Raw genomic sequence first — 15,604 nt, 5'->3', positions numbered from 1 at the left:
TTTATTTGGTTCAGATATACAAAAAGGCCGCAGGTGTCCCCCACGGCCTTCAGTAAACGATCTGGTTTTTCTGAATCAGCAGTGGCGGCTCTGTCAGTTGATAGCCGCTGCTGCTGCGCGGTGGACGGGGCCACCGGATGTAACGCTGTTAGTTTGCATGGACCTTCGAATAACACGGAGGGTGTGTCTTGTCAACGCTTTTCTGACTCGTCGCCCTCCGGCATCCCGATGGTGAGCCGGCCGTCGCGGTCGCGCCATTTGATCCATCCCGAGGGGGAGTCGAGGAGTGCCCACGCCCCCTCGGTCTTGAGCACCCTGACCGGCTGCAGCGGCGAAACGCTTCCCAGTTCGAGCGCCTCGCCGGAGGGGGCACCCTTCACCGCCTGGTCGGCCTTCCGGACGCCGGAGAGGAGCTGCAGCTCCCGGCCGGCCAGGTATTCCGGCCACTCGAGAAACCTCCAGGAGCGGCGCTTTTCGACCCAGCCGGTCCTCCCGGCGTCGTCGTAGGCGAGCTGCACCCATCTGCCGCGGCGGGCCATCACCGCCAAGACCGGCTCGCTGTCGCTCCCCGCAAGCCTGGGTAGTCGGTCGGAGCGGGTCTCCACCATCCTCCCCACCCCCGGTTCCACGTACATGACGATGTCGGCCGCCCCCCCCTCGGGGGCCTCGGCGACCACCAGCACGCCGCAACCGGCGAAGGGGCGCTGGGGCCAGAGGGCGCCCAGGGCAGGGGTGGCGAACATGATAGCCAACAGGATGGCAACGAGGAGGGATCTTCTCATCTGGCGAAGAGGGCGCGGAGCCCTTCCAGGTAGCCGGCCGCCTCGGGGGTCCCTTCGGCCGGGGCGAAGGACCCCACCTCATCGGGGGAAAGCGGGAGGTACGGCCCCGCCTTGGCCTCGAAGAAGATGGTCCCCGGCTCCAAGGAGACCGCCCCGTGGAACTCGCCGTGCGGGATGTCGGCCGCAACGGCCCCCGCCGGTTCGAGGAGCACGGTGCCGGTCACCTTCCCCTCCTCATCGAAGCTCACCACGCCGAGTTTTCCCCGGATGAGCACGAAGGTCTCGTCCTTGTCGGGGTCGAGGTGCCGGTGGGGACGGATGTAGGAGGTGGGCTCGATGGCGTTGAAGAGCCGGTGGCAGGCGCTTAGGTCGCTATCGTGGAGGTTGTGGTTCTTTCTCAGCCGCGGCGAGCGCCGGGCCTCTTCGGTGACCGCGTCCAGGGTCGAAGCTTCGATCGCTCTCATCGGGCTACATCTCCACCAGGGCGAACTCGTTGCCGTCCGGGTCGGCCACTACCGCCATCTTCCCCCACGGGGTCTTCTCGAGGGGCTCGGTGAAGCGGACCCCCTGGGCGGTGAGCCGCTGGCAGAGCTCTTCGAGCCCCTTGACGCTGAGGGTCACCCCGGTGTGGCGGCCGACCAGCTTCTGGGCCGCCTCGTGCATGGCGAGCGAGATCCCCAGGGTGCTGCCCTGGTTGGGGAGGAATTCCATCATGTACTCGGTCTCCCCGCCCGGCTCCAGGCCGAGTTGTTCGCGGTAAAAGGTGCGGGCGTTGGGGATATTCCTGACGAATACGACTACGTTCTTAATTTTTTCTACCATAGGGACCGCCTGAGGTGGTATGTTGTGACAGCGTTCTAATAGATAGCAGAGTGGACCCCCGCTGGCAAGCCTTATGATGGTGCCGCCGGCCGGGCGGTCCCTTGATCCAGGGGGGCAGTGTGGAACAAGCATTTACGCCGCGGGAGGTGTATGTTGCCTCCTCCTTCATGGCGCCGGTCGGCCGTTATAACGGCCGGGAACGCGAGGCCGCCAGCTTTCTCGAACTGGCCGAAAAGGCCGGACAACTCTTCTCCCACGGGCGCGTCAGGCGCTCCGACATAGGGGCGGTCGTGGTCGGCTGCCAGAACCCGGTCGCCTTCTCCGGTGTCGACAACACCGCCGCCAAGATCGCCGGGGTGCTCGGCATCTCGGGGGCCAAGTCGGTGCTGATCGACACCGCCTCCTCCTCCGGGGCCTCGGCCCTCGAATACGCCTACCTGCAGGTCGCCTCCGGCCGCTGCGATCACGTCGTAGCCCTCGGGATCCAGAAGATGAGCGACGTCGCCACCCCCCAGGCGACCCGTATCGTGGCCGGGGTGATCGACCGGGACGAGGGGGAGTTCGGCCTCAGCATGCCTGCCTGCGGCGCGCTGGTGGCCCGCTCGCTCATGGAAAGGCTGAAGCTCTCCGACGAGGAGTGGACCGCCTTCTCGGCCCTTCTCACCCAGAGGGCTCACCGCTTCGCCGCCAGAAACCCCGAGGCCCACCTGAACTTCGAGATCCCGCTCGAGGAGTACTACCGGCAGATCCAGAACGGGAAGAACTACCGCTACTGGTGGCCGCTTCGCTACCACGACTTCTGTCCGATGTCCGACGGGGTGGCCGGGGTCATCCTGAGCGCCACCCCGCACGAGGTGGTGGTCTCCGGGGTGGGAAGCGCCACCGACATCCCGACCATCGCCGACCGCCCCTACTTCCACAGCTTCCCCGCCACCGTGCGGGCGGCCGCCGAGGCATACTCCATGGCGGGGATCAAGGACATCAAGGCCTTCGCCGGGAAGATCCACGTCAACATGCACGACCCCTTCAACGGCTTCGGTCCCATCAACATGGTCGACTTGGGCTTCGTGCACCGCCGGCGGATCATCGAAGTGCTCCTGAACGACGAATTGACCGGCGAGCAGGGGGCCTTCCCCACCAACATCACCGGCGGGCTCAAGGGGCGCGGCCATCCCTTGGGGGCCACCGGGATGATCCAGATCGTGGAGAACCACCGCCTGATCAGCCAGGGGCGCTTCGAGATGGGGATCGCCCACTCCATCGGCGGACCGATCAACAACAACGTGGTCACCCTGCTCGAGCGGAGCTCCCACTACCACAGCCGCCCGCGGCCTAAACTCTCCCCCTGGGGGCTTCCGGCCCTGGGGCACCTGAAGCCCAAGCAGCTCAACGTAGCCGAGCTTTTGGCCGGGGCCGGCGTCGTCGAGGGGCGCTTCGTGACCGCCACCACCCGCTTCGACTTCAAGACCGGCAACCCCGAGGCGGCGGTGGTGATCGTCTCCTGCCTGGTGAATGGCACCCGCTATCCCTTCCTGTTCGGAATCGGCGGCGAGCACGCCCAGGAGGTGGCCGCCCTCAAGCCCGGCGACCCGGTGACCCTCGAGCGGACCGGCGAGGAGATCCTGGTCAACCGGATCCCGGTCAAGCGCTTCTACCGCCGCACGGTGGAGGGGGTGCTCGAGTTGGCCGGCAACGGGTGGAAGAAGCTGACCGGCAACGGCTGAAGCCGATAGTGAAAAGGGAGAGGGGACTGGCTCCGTTTCGGTGCCTGTCCCCCTGGCGGAGCCACTCCCCCCTGCGGATCAGGGGGGCTCAGGTAGCCAAGATCGCCGATCAGGAATAGTAGCGAGACCTATTGAAGTAGAGGGAAGCGGAGAGAAGTCCCCAAGTGTCGTACGCTTTTATGAAAAGATTGACGGGCATCGCCCTGCCGGCCGCGCTCCTGGTGGCGACCTTCGCCACCTTGCACCGGGTGCCGTCCATGACCCCCTCGCAGCGGGAGCTCGCCCTGTTCGCCCCCTACCTCGCCCTTTCGGGGGGGCTCGCCCTGAGCGTCGCCTTCAACCGCGGCCGGGTGTTCCTCCCCTTGCTGCTGGCGGCCGCCTTCTATCTCCTGACCCGCGCCTACCCGCCCCCCTATCTCCCCGGCACGCTCCCCCGTACCGTCTACCTGGCCGCCTCCGTGCTCCTGCCGGGCAACCTCTTCCTCATCTGCTTCATGCGGGAGCGGGGGATCTTCACCCATTCCGGCAGGCTGCGGCTGGCCTTTTTGGGGCTCCAGGTGGGAGCCGTCTTTTGGGCGGTCCGCTCCCCCGCCTCCTCGGCCAGGCTGACGGAGCTGGTCGGCCGCCAGCTGGTGGCGGTGCCGCTCCCGGAAGGATCCACCCTGACCCAGCCTGCGGTGGCGGCCTTCGTGCTGAGCGCCCTGCTGATCCTGGTCCGGGTGGCCAGGCGCCGCTCTCCGATCGACGTGGCCCTCCTCGGCGGGGTCGTCGCCCTCGGGATCGCCATGAACCGGGTCGGCGACCAGTTCGTCCCGACCCTGTTCGTCACCGCCGCCATCCTGCTCCTTACCATCGCCGTCCTGCAGGACTCCCACTCGATGGCCTTTTCCGACGACCTCACCGGGCTCCCCTCCCGCCGGGCGCTCAACGAGCAGGTGATGGGGCTCGGGAGGCGCTACGTGGTGGCCATGCTCGACGTGGACCACTTCAAGCGGTTCAACGACACCTACGGGCACGACGTGGGGGACCAGGTCCTCAGGATGGTCGGCTCCCGGATCGCCAAGGTGAAGGGGGGAGGGCGCCCCTTCCGCTACGGCGGGGAGGAGTTCACCATCATCTTCCCCCGCCGCGATTTGAAGGAGGTCACCCCCCACCTCGAGGAGCTCCGCAAGGAGATCGGGGGCTACCAGCTCTGGATCCGCGGGACCGACCGCCCCAAAGAGGCCGCGGCCGGCAAGGCCAAGAGAAGCGGCGGCGCAGGGAGCGGGAAATCGGTCACCGTCACCATAAGCATCGGCGTGGCCGCCTCCGGGGAGAACATGCGCACCCCGGGCGAGGTGATCAAGGCCGCCGACAGGGCCCTGTACCGGGCCAAGCAGCGCGGGCGCAACCAGGTCGCCACCTGACTCGACAAATCTCACAAGGAAGGCTCACATCATGTTCCTCTTCAAAATACTCGGCATCATCTTCGCCCTCTTCCTCGTCCTCTTCGTCGCCGTCGTGGTGGAGGAGAGTTTCCTCGGCGGGCGCCGCAGGCGGCAGCTCGAACAGAAGGCGCGGGAAGCCGCCCAGGCCCGGGAATGACGCAGGAAAGCGGCCGCCAAAGCCCCGCCTCCGCTATCCTGCGGCCCCTCCTGCTCATTATAAGCTTGACACCCTGTAATTAACTGGCGTAACTTAACCCGCATTAATGGCGCCCGTTGCGACGGCGCGGTTGACGGTACCAGGGCTGCGGCCCGAGCCGGCCGCGGTTGCGGCGCGCCATGAAGGGGAGGTTGCCATGCTGCTCCATGGTTCCTTGATGCACGTCAGCGACCCGCTCTCCTCCGGCCGTTTCGTCCGCTTCCTCGCCGAAGAGGCCCCGGCCGCCCACTACTTCCTTGCCCAGCCACCCGAAGGGATCATCATGACCGCCGCCGTGGGGTGGAAGGTGATCGTTCCCGATCTCCCCACCATCGCCCCCCTGGCCGGCGCGCTCTGGGACGGCTACCACTCGCTCGTGAAGCCTTTGCACGGCGACTCCATCGGGCGCCTCCCCCAGGTCCACGTCAAGATCAGGAACATGAAGGGGCTGTACGACCAGTTCGTGCTCGGGCAGGATTTCAAGGACCGGGAGGGTTTCTGCCACCGGTTGAAGGAGACCGCCGCCATCCTCCACTCGAAAGACCACCAGGCCGAGATGCACGAGGAACTGGAACGGACCGCGGCGTCGGAGTACTGGACCAGGGTCTGCCGAAAAGGGGGGAGGAGCTAAGGGGAAGGGTGCCGGGGGACGGACCGGACGGAATTAGGAAAGAGAGTGAAGCAAAAATAAAAGGGGCGCCCGCAGGGGCACCCCTTTTTTCGTCAGTCGCCGGCGCCGTTGCCGGCAGGGTAGACGGTCGCCGTTGACCTGCACCCGAACTCGCCGCTAGATGCGAACCTTGCGCCAGACCTCGACCACGGTCCCGAAGGTCCGGGTCCCCTTGTCGGGGCGGAAGGGTGCATAGGCGGGATTGTCGGGTGCCAGGTAGACTTCCTCGTTTCTCAGGCGGTACCGCCGCAGGATCGGCTCACCCCAGAGGTTGTTGACCAGGATGATGTCGCCGCTCTTGGTCTCGGCGTCCGGCTTGAAGATGACGATGTCTCCGTCGCGGATGGTCGGCGCCATGAAGTCGCCGTAGCAGACGATGGCGTAGCACCCCTCGGGGAGGTCGGGAACCGAGACGTATCCCTTGACGTTCCCCTTCGCCTGCGGGAACTGCTCGGGGATCACCTCCAGAAGCGGTGCATGGGTGGTGGACGAGGCCTTCGGGGGGACCGGGGTCTTGAACGGCTCCCCGAGCCCCTCCATCAGCCAGTCCGAGTTGATCCCGTGCGTGTGCGAAAGGGCGATCAAAAGCGTGTCGGATGGGCGCTTCCTCCCGGTCTCGATACCGCTCAAAAAGCCCTGCACGATCCCAAGCGACGCTGCGAACTGCTTCTGGGTGAGCCCCAAGGCCTGCCTGGCCTTCCTGATCCGTTCTCCGGTCTCGGCTTTGTATTCCACCGCCATCTCCGTATCTCCAGGAAATTCCCCCGCCAGGGACTAGCGACACGATCCCCAAGCGAGGCAAGGTATTAGGTATACGGAGCCTATTTATCACCTTTTTATCACGACTGCAATAAAATAATCGCTTAGTGATATTTCTGAGATAATGGATGACGTCGGGTCTAGGGGCGATGGACCGGCGGCCTCAGGGGATGGCGGCGCCTTCGCCGAGCACACCGGTGGACCAGGCGAGGTTAACGAGGGAGACCCGGTAGTCGCGCCGGGCCTGGGCCAGGTTACCCTTGGCCTGCACGAGGTTGGTCTCGGCGTCCTCCACCTCCAGCCGGGTCTTTACCCCCAGCTGGTACCCCTGCTCGGCCATGGAGAGGAGCCGCTCCGCCTGGGTCACGGTGCCGGCGAGCGCCTTCAGTATCTCCGCCGCCTCGGTCACGTTGAACCCCGCGTCCCTCACCTCGAGCGAAACCGAGTCGAGCTGCTGGGCCTCCTCCAGCTCGCGGGTCCTCAGGTCGCTCTTCGCCTGCTCGACTTTCCCCTTGGTCCGGAAGCCGTCGAAGAAGGGGAAGGTGAGATAGAGGCCGACGTCGTAGGCGCCCCCCTGCCAAGTCCGCCCGGCCGCCTCCAGCTGGTGGTAGCCGACTCCCCCCTTGAGATCGAGCTGCGGTTTGTTTTCGGCGGCGGCGATGGCCACCAGCTCCTTGTTGATGCCGACCCGGTGTTTGAGGTCCGAGAGCTCGGGGCGCATCTTGCGCGCGGTGGCCAGCGAATCCTCGAAACTCGGGATGGGAACCGGGTTGGCGGTCAGCTCGCCCGCAACCTCCAATTCCCCCGGCTCCAGCGCCAGCACGAGCCTCAGGCGCTCCTTGGCGGTCTTGATGGCGTTCTCGCGGCGGATCAGCTCCGGGCGGGCGTTATCCACCCCGACCCGGGCGGCCAGCACGTCGTAGTCGGTCGCCACCCCGGCGGCGAGCCTCTTTTCGGCCTCGGCCAGGTGGCGCTCCTTCTGCTGCAGGTTGGAGAGGGCGAGCGCCCTGAGCTCCTTGGCGAGGAGGACATCGTAGAAGGCGACCGTCACGTCGCGGCGGGCGGCCTGCTGGTAGAGGCGGAGCTGGTCCTCGGCGGTCTTCATCCCCTCCGATGCCCCGCGGATGGCGGCCCCCACCTTCCCCCAGCTGAAGAGGGTCTGGGTGAGCCGGAGGTCGGCGACCCCCTGCCGGGTGGTGGAGATCCCCCCCATGAGGGCGCTCTGGCTGTCGTCCCGGTTGTAGACCGCCGAGGCGTTCAGGGAGAGGGAGGGGAGGGCGGCGGCCCGCTCCTCGAGATACTTCCCCTCGACCAGCTGGCCGTAGGCGCGCGCCTTCTGGATGTCGCGGTTTTGCTCCATGGCGATGGAGAGGGCGTCGTCGAGGGTGAGGGTCCTCGGCGCGGCGGCCCGGCAGATCCCGGGGGAGAGCGCCAGGGTGAGGGAGAGCCCGAGGACGACGAGGGCGGCCTGGGCGGCGGCAGGTCCCTTCTTCCCGCGCCACTTCCGCTTGAGCCACGCCTCGAGATCGTCCAGCACGGTGTACATGACCGGTACCACGAGTAGCGTCAGCATGGTGGAGGTGAGGAGCCCCCCGACTACGGCGCGCGCCATGGGGGCCCGCATCTCCGCGCCGCTCCCGAGCGCGAAGAAGAGCGGCATCATCCCGAAGATCATGGCCAGCGTGGTCATCACGATCGGCCGAAGCCTGGTCCTCCCCGCCTCGACCACCGCGTCGAAGCGGGGTATCCCCCGCTCCTGGAGGACCTTCGCGTAGTCGACCAGCAGGATGGCGTTCTTGGTGACGAGCCCCATCAGCATGATGAGGCCGATGAGGGACATGATGTTGACCGTGTCGCCGGTGAGCTTCAGCATCCCCGCCATCCCCACGATGGATAGGGGGAGCGAGAGCATGATGGCCAAAGGCTCCAGGAACGACTCGAACTGGGCGGCCAGGATGAGGTAGACGAAGACGATGGCGATGATGAGCGACTCGGCCATGTAGCCGAAGGTCTCCGCCATGTCCTCCGCCTCGCCGGAGAATCCGACCGAGTAGCCGGGCTGCATCGGGATCTTGGCGGCGGCCTCCTTGACCTTCTGGACCGCGGTACCGAGCGGGAGCCCGTCCAGGTTGGCGCTGATGGTGACCAGCCGGGAGAGGTCGCGGCGCTCGATCTGGGAGGGGGTGTTGCTCACCTCGTAGCGGGTGAGGTTGGCGAGCGGCACCAGCGCGGTCTCGCCCCCCTTGGCGACCGCGAGCTTCAGGTCGCGCACCTGGGAGGGGCTTCTGCGCAGCGCCTCAGGGAGGCGGACCCGCACGTCGACCGCGTCGCCGTCCTCATCCTCGTAGGTGGAGACCGCTTCGCCACCGATCAGCCGCGATACGGTGGAGGCGATGTCGTTGGTGTTGACGCCGGCGTCCTGGGCGCGGGCCCGGTCGACCGTCATCCGGTATTCCGGGATGTCGTGCTCGAGGGTCACCTCCAGGTCGACGATCCCGGGAATCTTGTAGATCTCCTGCTTGAGCTGGGCGGCGTAGCGCTTGAGGGTCGGGATGTCCTCCCCCTTGAGGTTCACCTGCAAAGGCTTCTGGGCGCCGCCGACGTCTCCCACCCGCTCGATCGAGGTGGTGATGCCGGGGATCAGTTTCAGCTTTTCGCGGAACTCCTTTTGGACGAGCTCCTGGCTCCTCTTGCGCTCCGATTTCTCCTTGAGCTTCACGTAGAGGGAGCCCTCGCGCACCGTGCCGCTGTCGCCCGCCCCGATGGAGGCGTAGGTGTGGTCGACCTCCGGGATCCCCCTGATGGCGGCCAGCATGGCGTTCAGGCGTCCGGTACTCTCGGCGATGCTCGCGTCCGGGGCGGTCTTGAAGACGACCTGGAATTCCCCCTTGTCGTCGTTGGCCATGAAGGCGCTCTCCAGGGTGCCGAAGATGACGATGCCGGCGACGAAGGAGGCGAAGGCCAGGGCCAGCACGCTCTTTCTATGGTTGAGGGCCCAGGTGATCGCCTTGCGGTAGCGGTCGGCCCAGGCGTCGAAGCGGTCGTTGAAGCGGTCCAGCACCCTGGCGATGCCGATCCTTCTCCCCTTGAGCTCGATGGCCGGGTCGTGCCAGCGCGAGGAGAGCATCGGGTCGAGCGTGAAGGAGACGAAGAGGGAGACCAGCACGGCGAAGGCGACCGTCATCCCGAACTGGAAGAAGAAGCGGCCGACGATGCCGCGCATGAAGGCGACCGGGACAAAGACGGCGACGATGGACATGGAGGTGGCGAAGACCGCGAGCCCGATCTCGGAGGTGCCGGTGCGGGAGGCGGTGATGTGGTCCTCGCCGTGTTCGAGGTGGCGGACGATGTTCTCCCGGACCACGATGGCGTCGTCGATCAAAAGGCCGATGGCCAGGGAGAGCGCCATCAGGGTCATCACGTTCAAGGTCATTCCCATGGCGGTCATGACGATGAAGGAGGAGATGACCGAGATGGGGAGGGTGAGGCCGGTGATGACGGTGGAGCGCCAGGAGTTGATGAAGCAGAAGACGATGACGATGGTGAGGAGGCCGCCGATCAGCATGGTCTCCTTGACGTCGGCGAGCGACTCGCGGGTCGGGATGGAGGCGTCGCGCACGACGGTGAGCTCCACGCCCGCGGGGAGCTCCTTCTTGAGCTTCTCGACGCTCTTCTTCACCCCGTCGACCACCTCGACCATGTTGGCGCCCGACTGCTTGAGGACGTCGAGGGCGACCGCCGGTTCGCCGTTGATGAGCGCCAGCGAGCGCTGTTCCTTGGCGCCGTCGGTGACGCCGGCCACCTCGGACAGGGTGATGCCGCGCCCGCCCCGCTGGGCGATGACCATGTTGCGGAAGCCGTCCACACGGTCCGGCTTCCCCGAGATGCGGATCGGGTACTCGTTCCCCCCTTGGGTGAGGCGCCCGAGCGGGGTGTTGACGTTCTCGCTCTTGAGCCCCGCCACCACGGCGTCGACGCCGAGGCCTAAGGCCTCCAGCCGTGCCGGGTCGATGGTCACGGTCACCTCGCGCTTGGCGTCGCCGACCATGTCGACCTTGCCGACCCCCGCCACGTTCTCCAGCCGCCGCTTGATCTGCTTGTCGGCCAGGGTGGTGAGCTCCTTGGTGGAGAGCCCCTTACCCTGGACGGCGAGGGAAACGACCGGGAGCGCGTTGAAGTCGAGCTTCTGGATGATCGGGTCCTCGATGCCGGCCGGGAGGTTGCCGCGGATGCCGTTGATCTTGGCGCGGGCCTCCTGGGAGACCTCGTTGATCTTCTCCTCCAGGCGGAACTGCACCATGACGGTGGAGACCCCCTCGCGGGAGTAGGACATCACGTGCTTCACGCCGGCGATCTGGTTGACCGCTTCCTCGATCTTCTTGGAAACCTCGCGCTCCATGCTCTCCGGGGAGGCGCCGGGGAACTTGGTGACGATGGAGATGACCGGGATCTCGACGCTCGGGAACATCTCGACGGAGAGCCGGCGGTAGGAGAAGAGGCCGAGGGTCACCAGGGCGAGCATGAGGACGGCGGCGAAGACGGGGCGTTTGATGGACAGGTCGGAAAGAATCATCTCTCTAAATTCCTTTGCTGCGGTCTGAGCTCCCCTCGCCAGAGGGCGGGCTATCCATCTCCCCTCGCGAGAGGGGGGGACTTTCAATCTCCCCTCGCCCCTTTAGAGACGTAGGTCGCGTTGAGGAACGAAACGCGACATCATCACCAGGTGGCCAAGGTGAATCGTCGCGTTTCACGGTAAAGCTGTTCAACACGACCTACGCAGTTGGCTCACCCGTTCAGGGGGAGGGGATGAGCGGAGGTTACTGTTTGGCCGGGAGTGTTGCGCCCGGGGGGGCGGCGTTGGCGACGACTACCCGGTCGCCGTCTTTGACGTTGAAGCCGCCGCGGCTGATAACCTGCTCCCCCGCCTTTACGCCGGAGGCGATCTCCACCAGCTCGCCGGCCACGGCGCCGGTCACCACCTCGCGCCTGTGGGCGATACCCTGGTCCACCACGTAGAGGTAGCCTGCGTGCTTGTCGAGGTCGAGACCGGCGAGCGTCGCGCGCGGGACCTGCAGGACGTTCTTGCGGGTGCCGGTCAGGATCTTCCCCTTGACGAAGAGCCCCCCCTTCAGGACCTCGGGGACGTTGGGGACCTCGGCGATCACCTTGAGGGAGCGGTCCGCCTCGTCGACGGCGGGGTTGATGAACATGACCTTGCCGGTGAAGGTCCTGCCGGGGACCCCGTCGGTCACGAACTGCAGCGGCTGGCCGAGCTTCACCCCGGCCATCTGGGAGGAGGGGACGGTGACGGTGAGGTTCATGAGACGGTTGTCGACGATCTTGAAGATCGGCTTGGCGGCGGCCCCGTCGCTGGTGAGGGAGCCGATGTTGACGTCTTTGAGAGCCACCACGCCGTCGATCGGGGAGCGGACGAGCCCCTTGGCGAGCCGCGCGCGCTGCTGGGAGAGCTCCTCCTCGCCCGCACGGATCTGGGCGCGGGCGGCCTCGATCCGGGCCTGGGCGGCCTCGGCATCGGAGATGGCATCGTCCACCGACTGCTGGGTGGCGAGCCCCGCCTCTTTCAGCTTGATCACCCGCTGCTTCTCCCGCTCGCTCCGCTCGGCCGCGACCTTCACCTGCAACAGGGCGGCCTTGGCGTTTTGCACGTTGGCCTCGGCGCGCTTCACGAGCGCCTCGGTCTCGGCCAGGCTTATGCGGGCGAGCGGCTGTCCCTTGCGGACCCGGACCCATTCGGTCACGTAGAGCTCCTTAACGAGACCCGGGATCTCGGTCTTCACCTCGGCCTCGTTCTTGGGCGCCAGGGTGCCGGTCACCTCGATGCCGTCCACCAGGTCGCTCCCCTGGACGGCGAGAGTCTCCACGGCAACCTGCGGCGGCCCGGCGGGGACCTTCGCTTCGCTTTTCTTCGAGCAGCCGGTGGCGGCCGCGAGCAGCAGGGAGGTCCCCACCGCCATCATCGTCAATTTCCTCATCTTCATCGCAACTCCTCCAGTTCGGTACCTGGTTGATTATCTGGCCATGCCGCTCATGAGCAGGCGGAGCATCCGCACCAGGGTGGCCCGGTCGGGCTTATTGTCGCGGCTGCAGAGCTGTTCGGTGATGGTCGAGCTGACGATGGCCATCACGGTACGGGCCACGTCCTCGACGTTGTTGGTTTTCAGTTCGCCGCTGTCGATCCCCTCCTTGATCAGCTGCAGGAGCAGCTCCATCATGGCGACCGAGAAGACCTCGAGGTCGAACTTGGGGGTTCCCTGCGGCGGGCCGTAGTGGATCGCGTTCATGAGGCGGACCAGGGGAAGCTTCTGCAGGGAGATGTCGAAGAGCTCGCCGCAAAACTGGATGATCCTCTCCTCGGTGGAGCCGGAAAGCGATACCGTCCTGGCGACGATGGCCTGGAACATCTGGTAGGAGCTCTCCATCAGTTCAAGGTAGATCCCCTCCTTACTACCGAAGTAGTAGTAGAGGACCGGCTTGGTCACCCCGGCCGCTTCCACGATCTCGCGGACCGACGAGGCGGCGTATCCCTTTTCGTTGAAGAGGGTCAAAGCCGCGTTGAGAAGCCTCTCCTTGGCACCGGTCTCCGGCTCGGCCTGTGTCGTGGCGGTCGTCATGCTCACTCCTGCATCATTGAATGAAAAACCTACCGCTCGGTAAGTAACTCAACTGCCGATCACTGTCAATGGGAAAAGTTACCGATCGGTAGGTAGGTGAGGAAGGGGGGCCACGGAGACACGGAGGAAAGCGGAGAAGGTTGAAAGACTTGCCGCGGAGACACGGAGGAAAATCGGAGAAGACCGAAGTACAGGCCACGGAGTCATGGAGAGGCGGAGAAAACTTAGAGCAATACGAGGGAGAAACCAAATAAAGTCAACGAGCCTGACGGTCAACTCACTATTTGCAAAGGCCTGATCGAGGTGGGCTGACTCTCGCTGTAATACAGTAACGGATCGCCTTCGGGTGACGGCAACCCCTGCCCCTTCAACATCGTCGACCGGTAACCGGTCAACTGCGCCTTCCGAAGCTCCCACGGCTGGTGGTGAATCCGGGCCCGAGGCGAGGCAAGGTAGCTCGGGTTTCTCTCGGGTCCGCCAATAAAAAAGGGGGGGCTGTTAACCCCCCCAAAAGGGACTTCTTCGACGTTGTCTTGTCGATTGCTGCTGTGTTGCTTTCGGGAAAGCAGCTGCCTCGATACATTGCCGCTGGTTATCGGACAGCTGCCGTGTGGGTTCCTTGGGCCTGCCGCTACTTCACGTGGCAGGACAAGCAGATCAGGGATGCGGTCTGCTTGGCGTACAGGAAGTAGTTCGGGGCCGTCATCGCGAAGGTCTTGGTGCCGGCCAGGCTCAGCGTCTTGGTGCCGCCGTCGGTGAAGGGATCCTGGGTGGCGTTCTCCTTGTTGTGGACCTCGTGGCAGGTGGCGCAGGTCATGATCTTGCTGTTGTAGAGGTTGTCGCCGATGGTCTTGTTGCCGGCCGGCGCGCGGGTCACCGTGTTGTACACGCCCTGGACGGTACCGTTGGTGGCAACCTGGGTCGCGTAGGTATGCTCGGCGGTGACGATCTCGGTGGATTTCGTGCCGTCGGCGTTGTCGAAGCCGTTGTTGGCGTGGGCATTACGCCAGGCGGCGATCGCCACGTAGTCGAAGCCGATCGGATGGGTCTGGGTGAGGTCCTTGCCGAGTTGGCCGCGCCCAAGCCCCAAGCCGGTGTTGACGTTGCCGATGAAGGTGGTGGGTGCGCTGGCCATGGCGTCGCCGTGCTGGTCGATGGCGATGGCGCCGTCGTGGCAGCTCATGCAGAGACGGCTCGGGCCGGCCAAGGGGTCGGTGATGGTGAAGGAGTTACCCTGGTCGTCCTTGGTGTTCATCGGGGTGGCCCAAGCGTACGGGGTGTACCCGGCGTCGGAGGGAATGTCGTGGTTCCAGAGCGGATAGATCGCTGTGCTTCCGGTAGTGGTACTGGCAGTCTTGGTGGACTGCGCGTGGTGCGGGGTATGGCAGAAAACGCAGACTCGGCCCATCGCGTCGGCATTGGTACCTACCACGACAGTCATGTCATGCAGAGAACCGTTCACACCGGTGCCGGCGGGAATACCACCGAAAGCAAAGTTTGCTACTGCGAGACAACCTGCGGCTGCGACGACGGTCAATGCTTTTTTCATCTGCCCTCTCCTTTTGTCATTGGAATTATCACTGTCAGGCTGAGTAACCTGTTGTGAAAGGCATTGCATTATGCCGGCTAACCACTGTCATAGTTGGTGGCGTTTTATGCCACTCTCCTGCGTTGTCCTGTCTTTCTCTGCTCTGTCTGTGAGAGTGTGTTGAAAATTTTTAAAGAAGTATATTAGCTGCCTCTTCTCACACAATCATGCAAAGGTCTTAATTTCAGACTGATATTTCGATTGGTTATCGTGGTCTCAAAGTGGTAGTGGGGGATGGCGGATAGGCGGGACAGATACTACTTTTTTCGTAGGAAGGTGGTCAGTCGTATCGTGGACAGGCTCTAATGGAGCGCCTCGCGGAAGCAATAAAAAGGCCCGGAACGAAAGCGTTCCGGGCCCTGGATGGGGTATGATGCCGATGCCTGGCGGCGGGGTCAGAGGTACCGCGAGGACCAGTTGGCCGCCTGGAGGCGGGAGGTGACGTTTATCTTCTTGAATATGTGGTAGACGTGGGTCTTGACGGTATGAAGGCTGATGCAGAGATCATCCGCGATTCGTTCGTTGGACCGACCCCTCGATATGCCGTTGAGAATCTCCATCTCCCGTGACGTGAGGGTGGCGGGCCCCTGGCTGTGGGTCAGGACCGGCTCGGGGCGAAACTTCCTGCTGCTTCGCTGGATGAACTCGGTCATGACGTTGCGGGAGACCCAGAGTTCGGCGCTGAAGACCGCCTGTATCATCTTGAGCAGGACGTCGCTGCTGTCATGCTCATAGACGAAACCGCGCACGCCGTGACAAAGGGCGTCGCTCTCTATCCCCCGGTTGGTGGGGACGTTGAGGAGCACCACGAGGTTTTTCGCCAGGCACTCCTGGAAAATGTCGTCGCGGGTGGTGCTCAGGGTGTTCTGCCACTCACGACAGTCGTGCAGGACCAGCCGCTGCTTGTCCTCAGAGAGGGAGACCTCGTCGAGAGTGGAAACTATGGTGCAGGGAGTGGTAAGCCTTTCTGAAATAAAATGAGACATCAAAGTCATCTGCAATTT

Annotated in this window: 13 protein-coding genes; 4 read left to right on the top strand and 9 right to left on the bottom strand. The window is 64.7% G+C overall.

The window, feature by feature from the left end; translation table 11 throughout:
* Window positions 1–191: 191 nt before the first annotated feature.
* From ACYVL5_RS00575 to ACYVL5_RS00565, 3 genes are read right to left on the bottom strand one after another with little or no spacing between them, the layout of a single operon-like run.
* Window positions 192–782: an SH3 domain-containing protein gene (locus tag ACYVL5_RS00575; RefSeq protein WP_460593597.1), complete on the bottom strand. Its 591-nt coding sequence runs from the start codon at window positions 780–782 to the stop codon at window positions 192–194.
* The gene (locus ACYVL5_RS00570; protein ID WP_460593596.1) at window positions 779–1,246 is read right to left on the bottom strand and encodes a WbuC family cupin fold metalloprotein; all 468 of its coding nucleotides are present in this window, start codon (window positions 1,244–1,246) and stop codon (window positions 779–781) included. Before ACYVL5_RS00570 ends, ACYVL5_RS00575 begins: the two co-directional genes overlap by 4 nt.
* Before the next feature lie 4 nt (window positions 1,247–1,250).
* Window positions 1,251–1,604 (bottom strand): VOC family protein, encoded by a 354-nt coding sequence (locus tag ACYVL5_RS00565; RefSeq protein ID WP_460593595.1) that lies wholly within the window; start codon window positions 1,602–1,604, stop codon window positions 1,251–1,253.
* A 119-nt stretch (window positions 1,605–1,723) separates the two neighbouring features.
* Between ACYVL5_RS00565 and ACYVL5_RS00560 the strand changes: the two genes are divergently transcribed.
* The 4 genes from ACYVL5_RS00560 to ACYVL5_RS00545 all read left to right on the top strand — a co-directional run bounded on the left by ACYVL5_RS00560 (window position 1,724) and on the right by ACYVL5_RS00545 (window position 5,582).
* Window positions 1,724–3,328 (top strand): thiolase family protein, encoded by a 1,605-nt coding sequence (locus ACYVL5_RS00560; RefSeq protein ID WP_460593594.1) that lies wholly within the window; start codon window positions 1,724–1,726, stop codon window positions 3,326–3,328.
* 179 nt (window positions 3,329–3,507) lie between these two features.
* Window positions 3,508–4,734, top strand: coding sequence for a GGDEF domain-containing protein (locus ACYVL5_RS00555; protein WP_460593593.1), 1,227 nt, complete (start codon window positions 3,508–3,510; stop codon window positions 4,732–4,734).
* Between the two features lie 31 nt (window positions 4,735–4,765).
* Window positions 4,766–4,912, top strand: coding sequence for a hypothetical protein (locus ACYVL5_RS00550; protein WP_460593592.1), 147 nt, complete (start codon window positions 4,766–4,768; stop codon window positions 4,910–4,912).
* A 196-nt stretch (window positions 4,913–5,108) separates the two neighbouring features.
* Window positions 5,109–5,582 (top strand): hypothetical protein, encoded by a 474-nt coding sequence (locus ACYVL5_RS00545; RefSeq protein WP_460593591.1) that lies wholly within the window; start codon window positions 5,109–5,111, stop codon window positions 5,580–5,582.
* A 156-nt stretch (window positions 5,583–5,738) separates the two neighbouring features.
* On the opposite strand, the gene ACYVL5_RS00540 is transcribed toward ACYVL5_RS00545, so the two are convergent.
* The 6 genes from ACYVL5_RS00540 to ACYVL5_RS00515 form a co-directional block, all read right to left on the bottom strand.
* The gene (locus ACYVL5_RS00540; RefSeq protein ID WP_460593590.1) at window positions 5,739–6,362 is read right to left on the bottom strand and encodes a LexA family protein; all 624 of its coding nucleotides are present in this window, start codon (window positions 6,360–6,362) and stop codon (window positions 5,739–5,741) included.
* Between the two features lie 181 nt (window positions 6,363–6,543).
* The gene (locus ACYVL5_RS00535) at window positions 6,544–10,953 is read right to left on the bottom strand and encodes an efflux RND transporter permease subunit (protein ID WP_460593589.1); all 4,410 of its coding nucleotides are present in this window, start codon (window positions 10,951–10,953) and stop codon (window positions 6,544–6,546) included.
* 244 nt (window positions 10,954–11,197) lie between these two features.
* Entirely contained in the window at window positions 11,198–12,379 is a 1,182-nt protein-coding gene (locus ACYVL5_RS00530; protein WP_460593588.1) for an efflux RND transporter periplasmic adaptor subunit, read from the bottom strand.
* Between the two features lie 30 nt (window positions 12,380–12,409).
* Complete coding sequence (locus ACYVL5_RS00525; RefSeq protein WP_460593587.1) at window positions 12,410–13,012, bottom strand: TetR/AcrR family transcriptional regulator; 603 nt, start codon at window positions 13,010–13,012, stop codon at window positions 12,410–12,412.
* A gap of 631 nt (window positions 13,013–13,643) precedes the next feature.
* Window positions 13,644–14,561 carry a cytochrome C gene (locus ACYVL5_RS00520; protein WP_460593586.1) on the bottom strand — a complete coding sequence of 306 codons (918 nt, stop codon included), beginning with the start codon at window positions 14,559–14,561 and terminating at the stop codon, window positions 13,644–13,646.
* A gap of 434 nt (window positions 14,562–14,995) precedes the next feature.
* The gene (locus ACYVL5_RS00515; protein ID WP_460593585.1) at window positions 14,996–15,586 is read right to left on the bottom strand and encodes a helix-turn-helix transcriptional regulator; all 591 of its coding nucleotides are present in this window, start codon (window positions 15,584–15,586) and stop codon (window positions 14,996–14,998) included.
* Window positions 15,587–15,604: the final 18 nt, after the last annotated feature.

This window comes from Geomonas sp. Red276 (genome assembly GCF_054784495.1).
The sequence above is the reverse complement of the archived record's forward strand: the minus strand, read 5'-3'. Positions and strand labels throughout refer to the sequence as shown.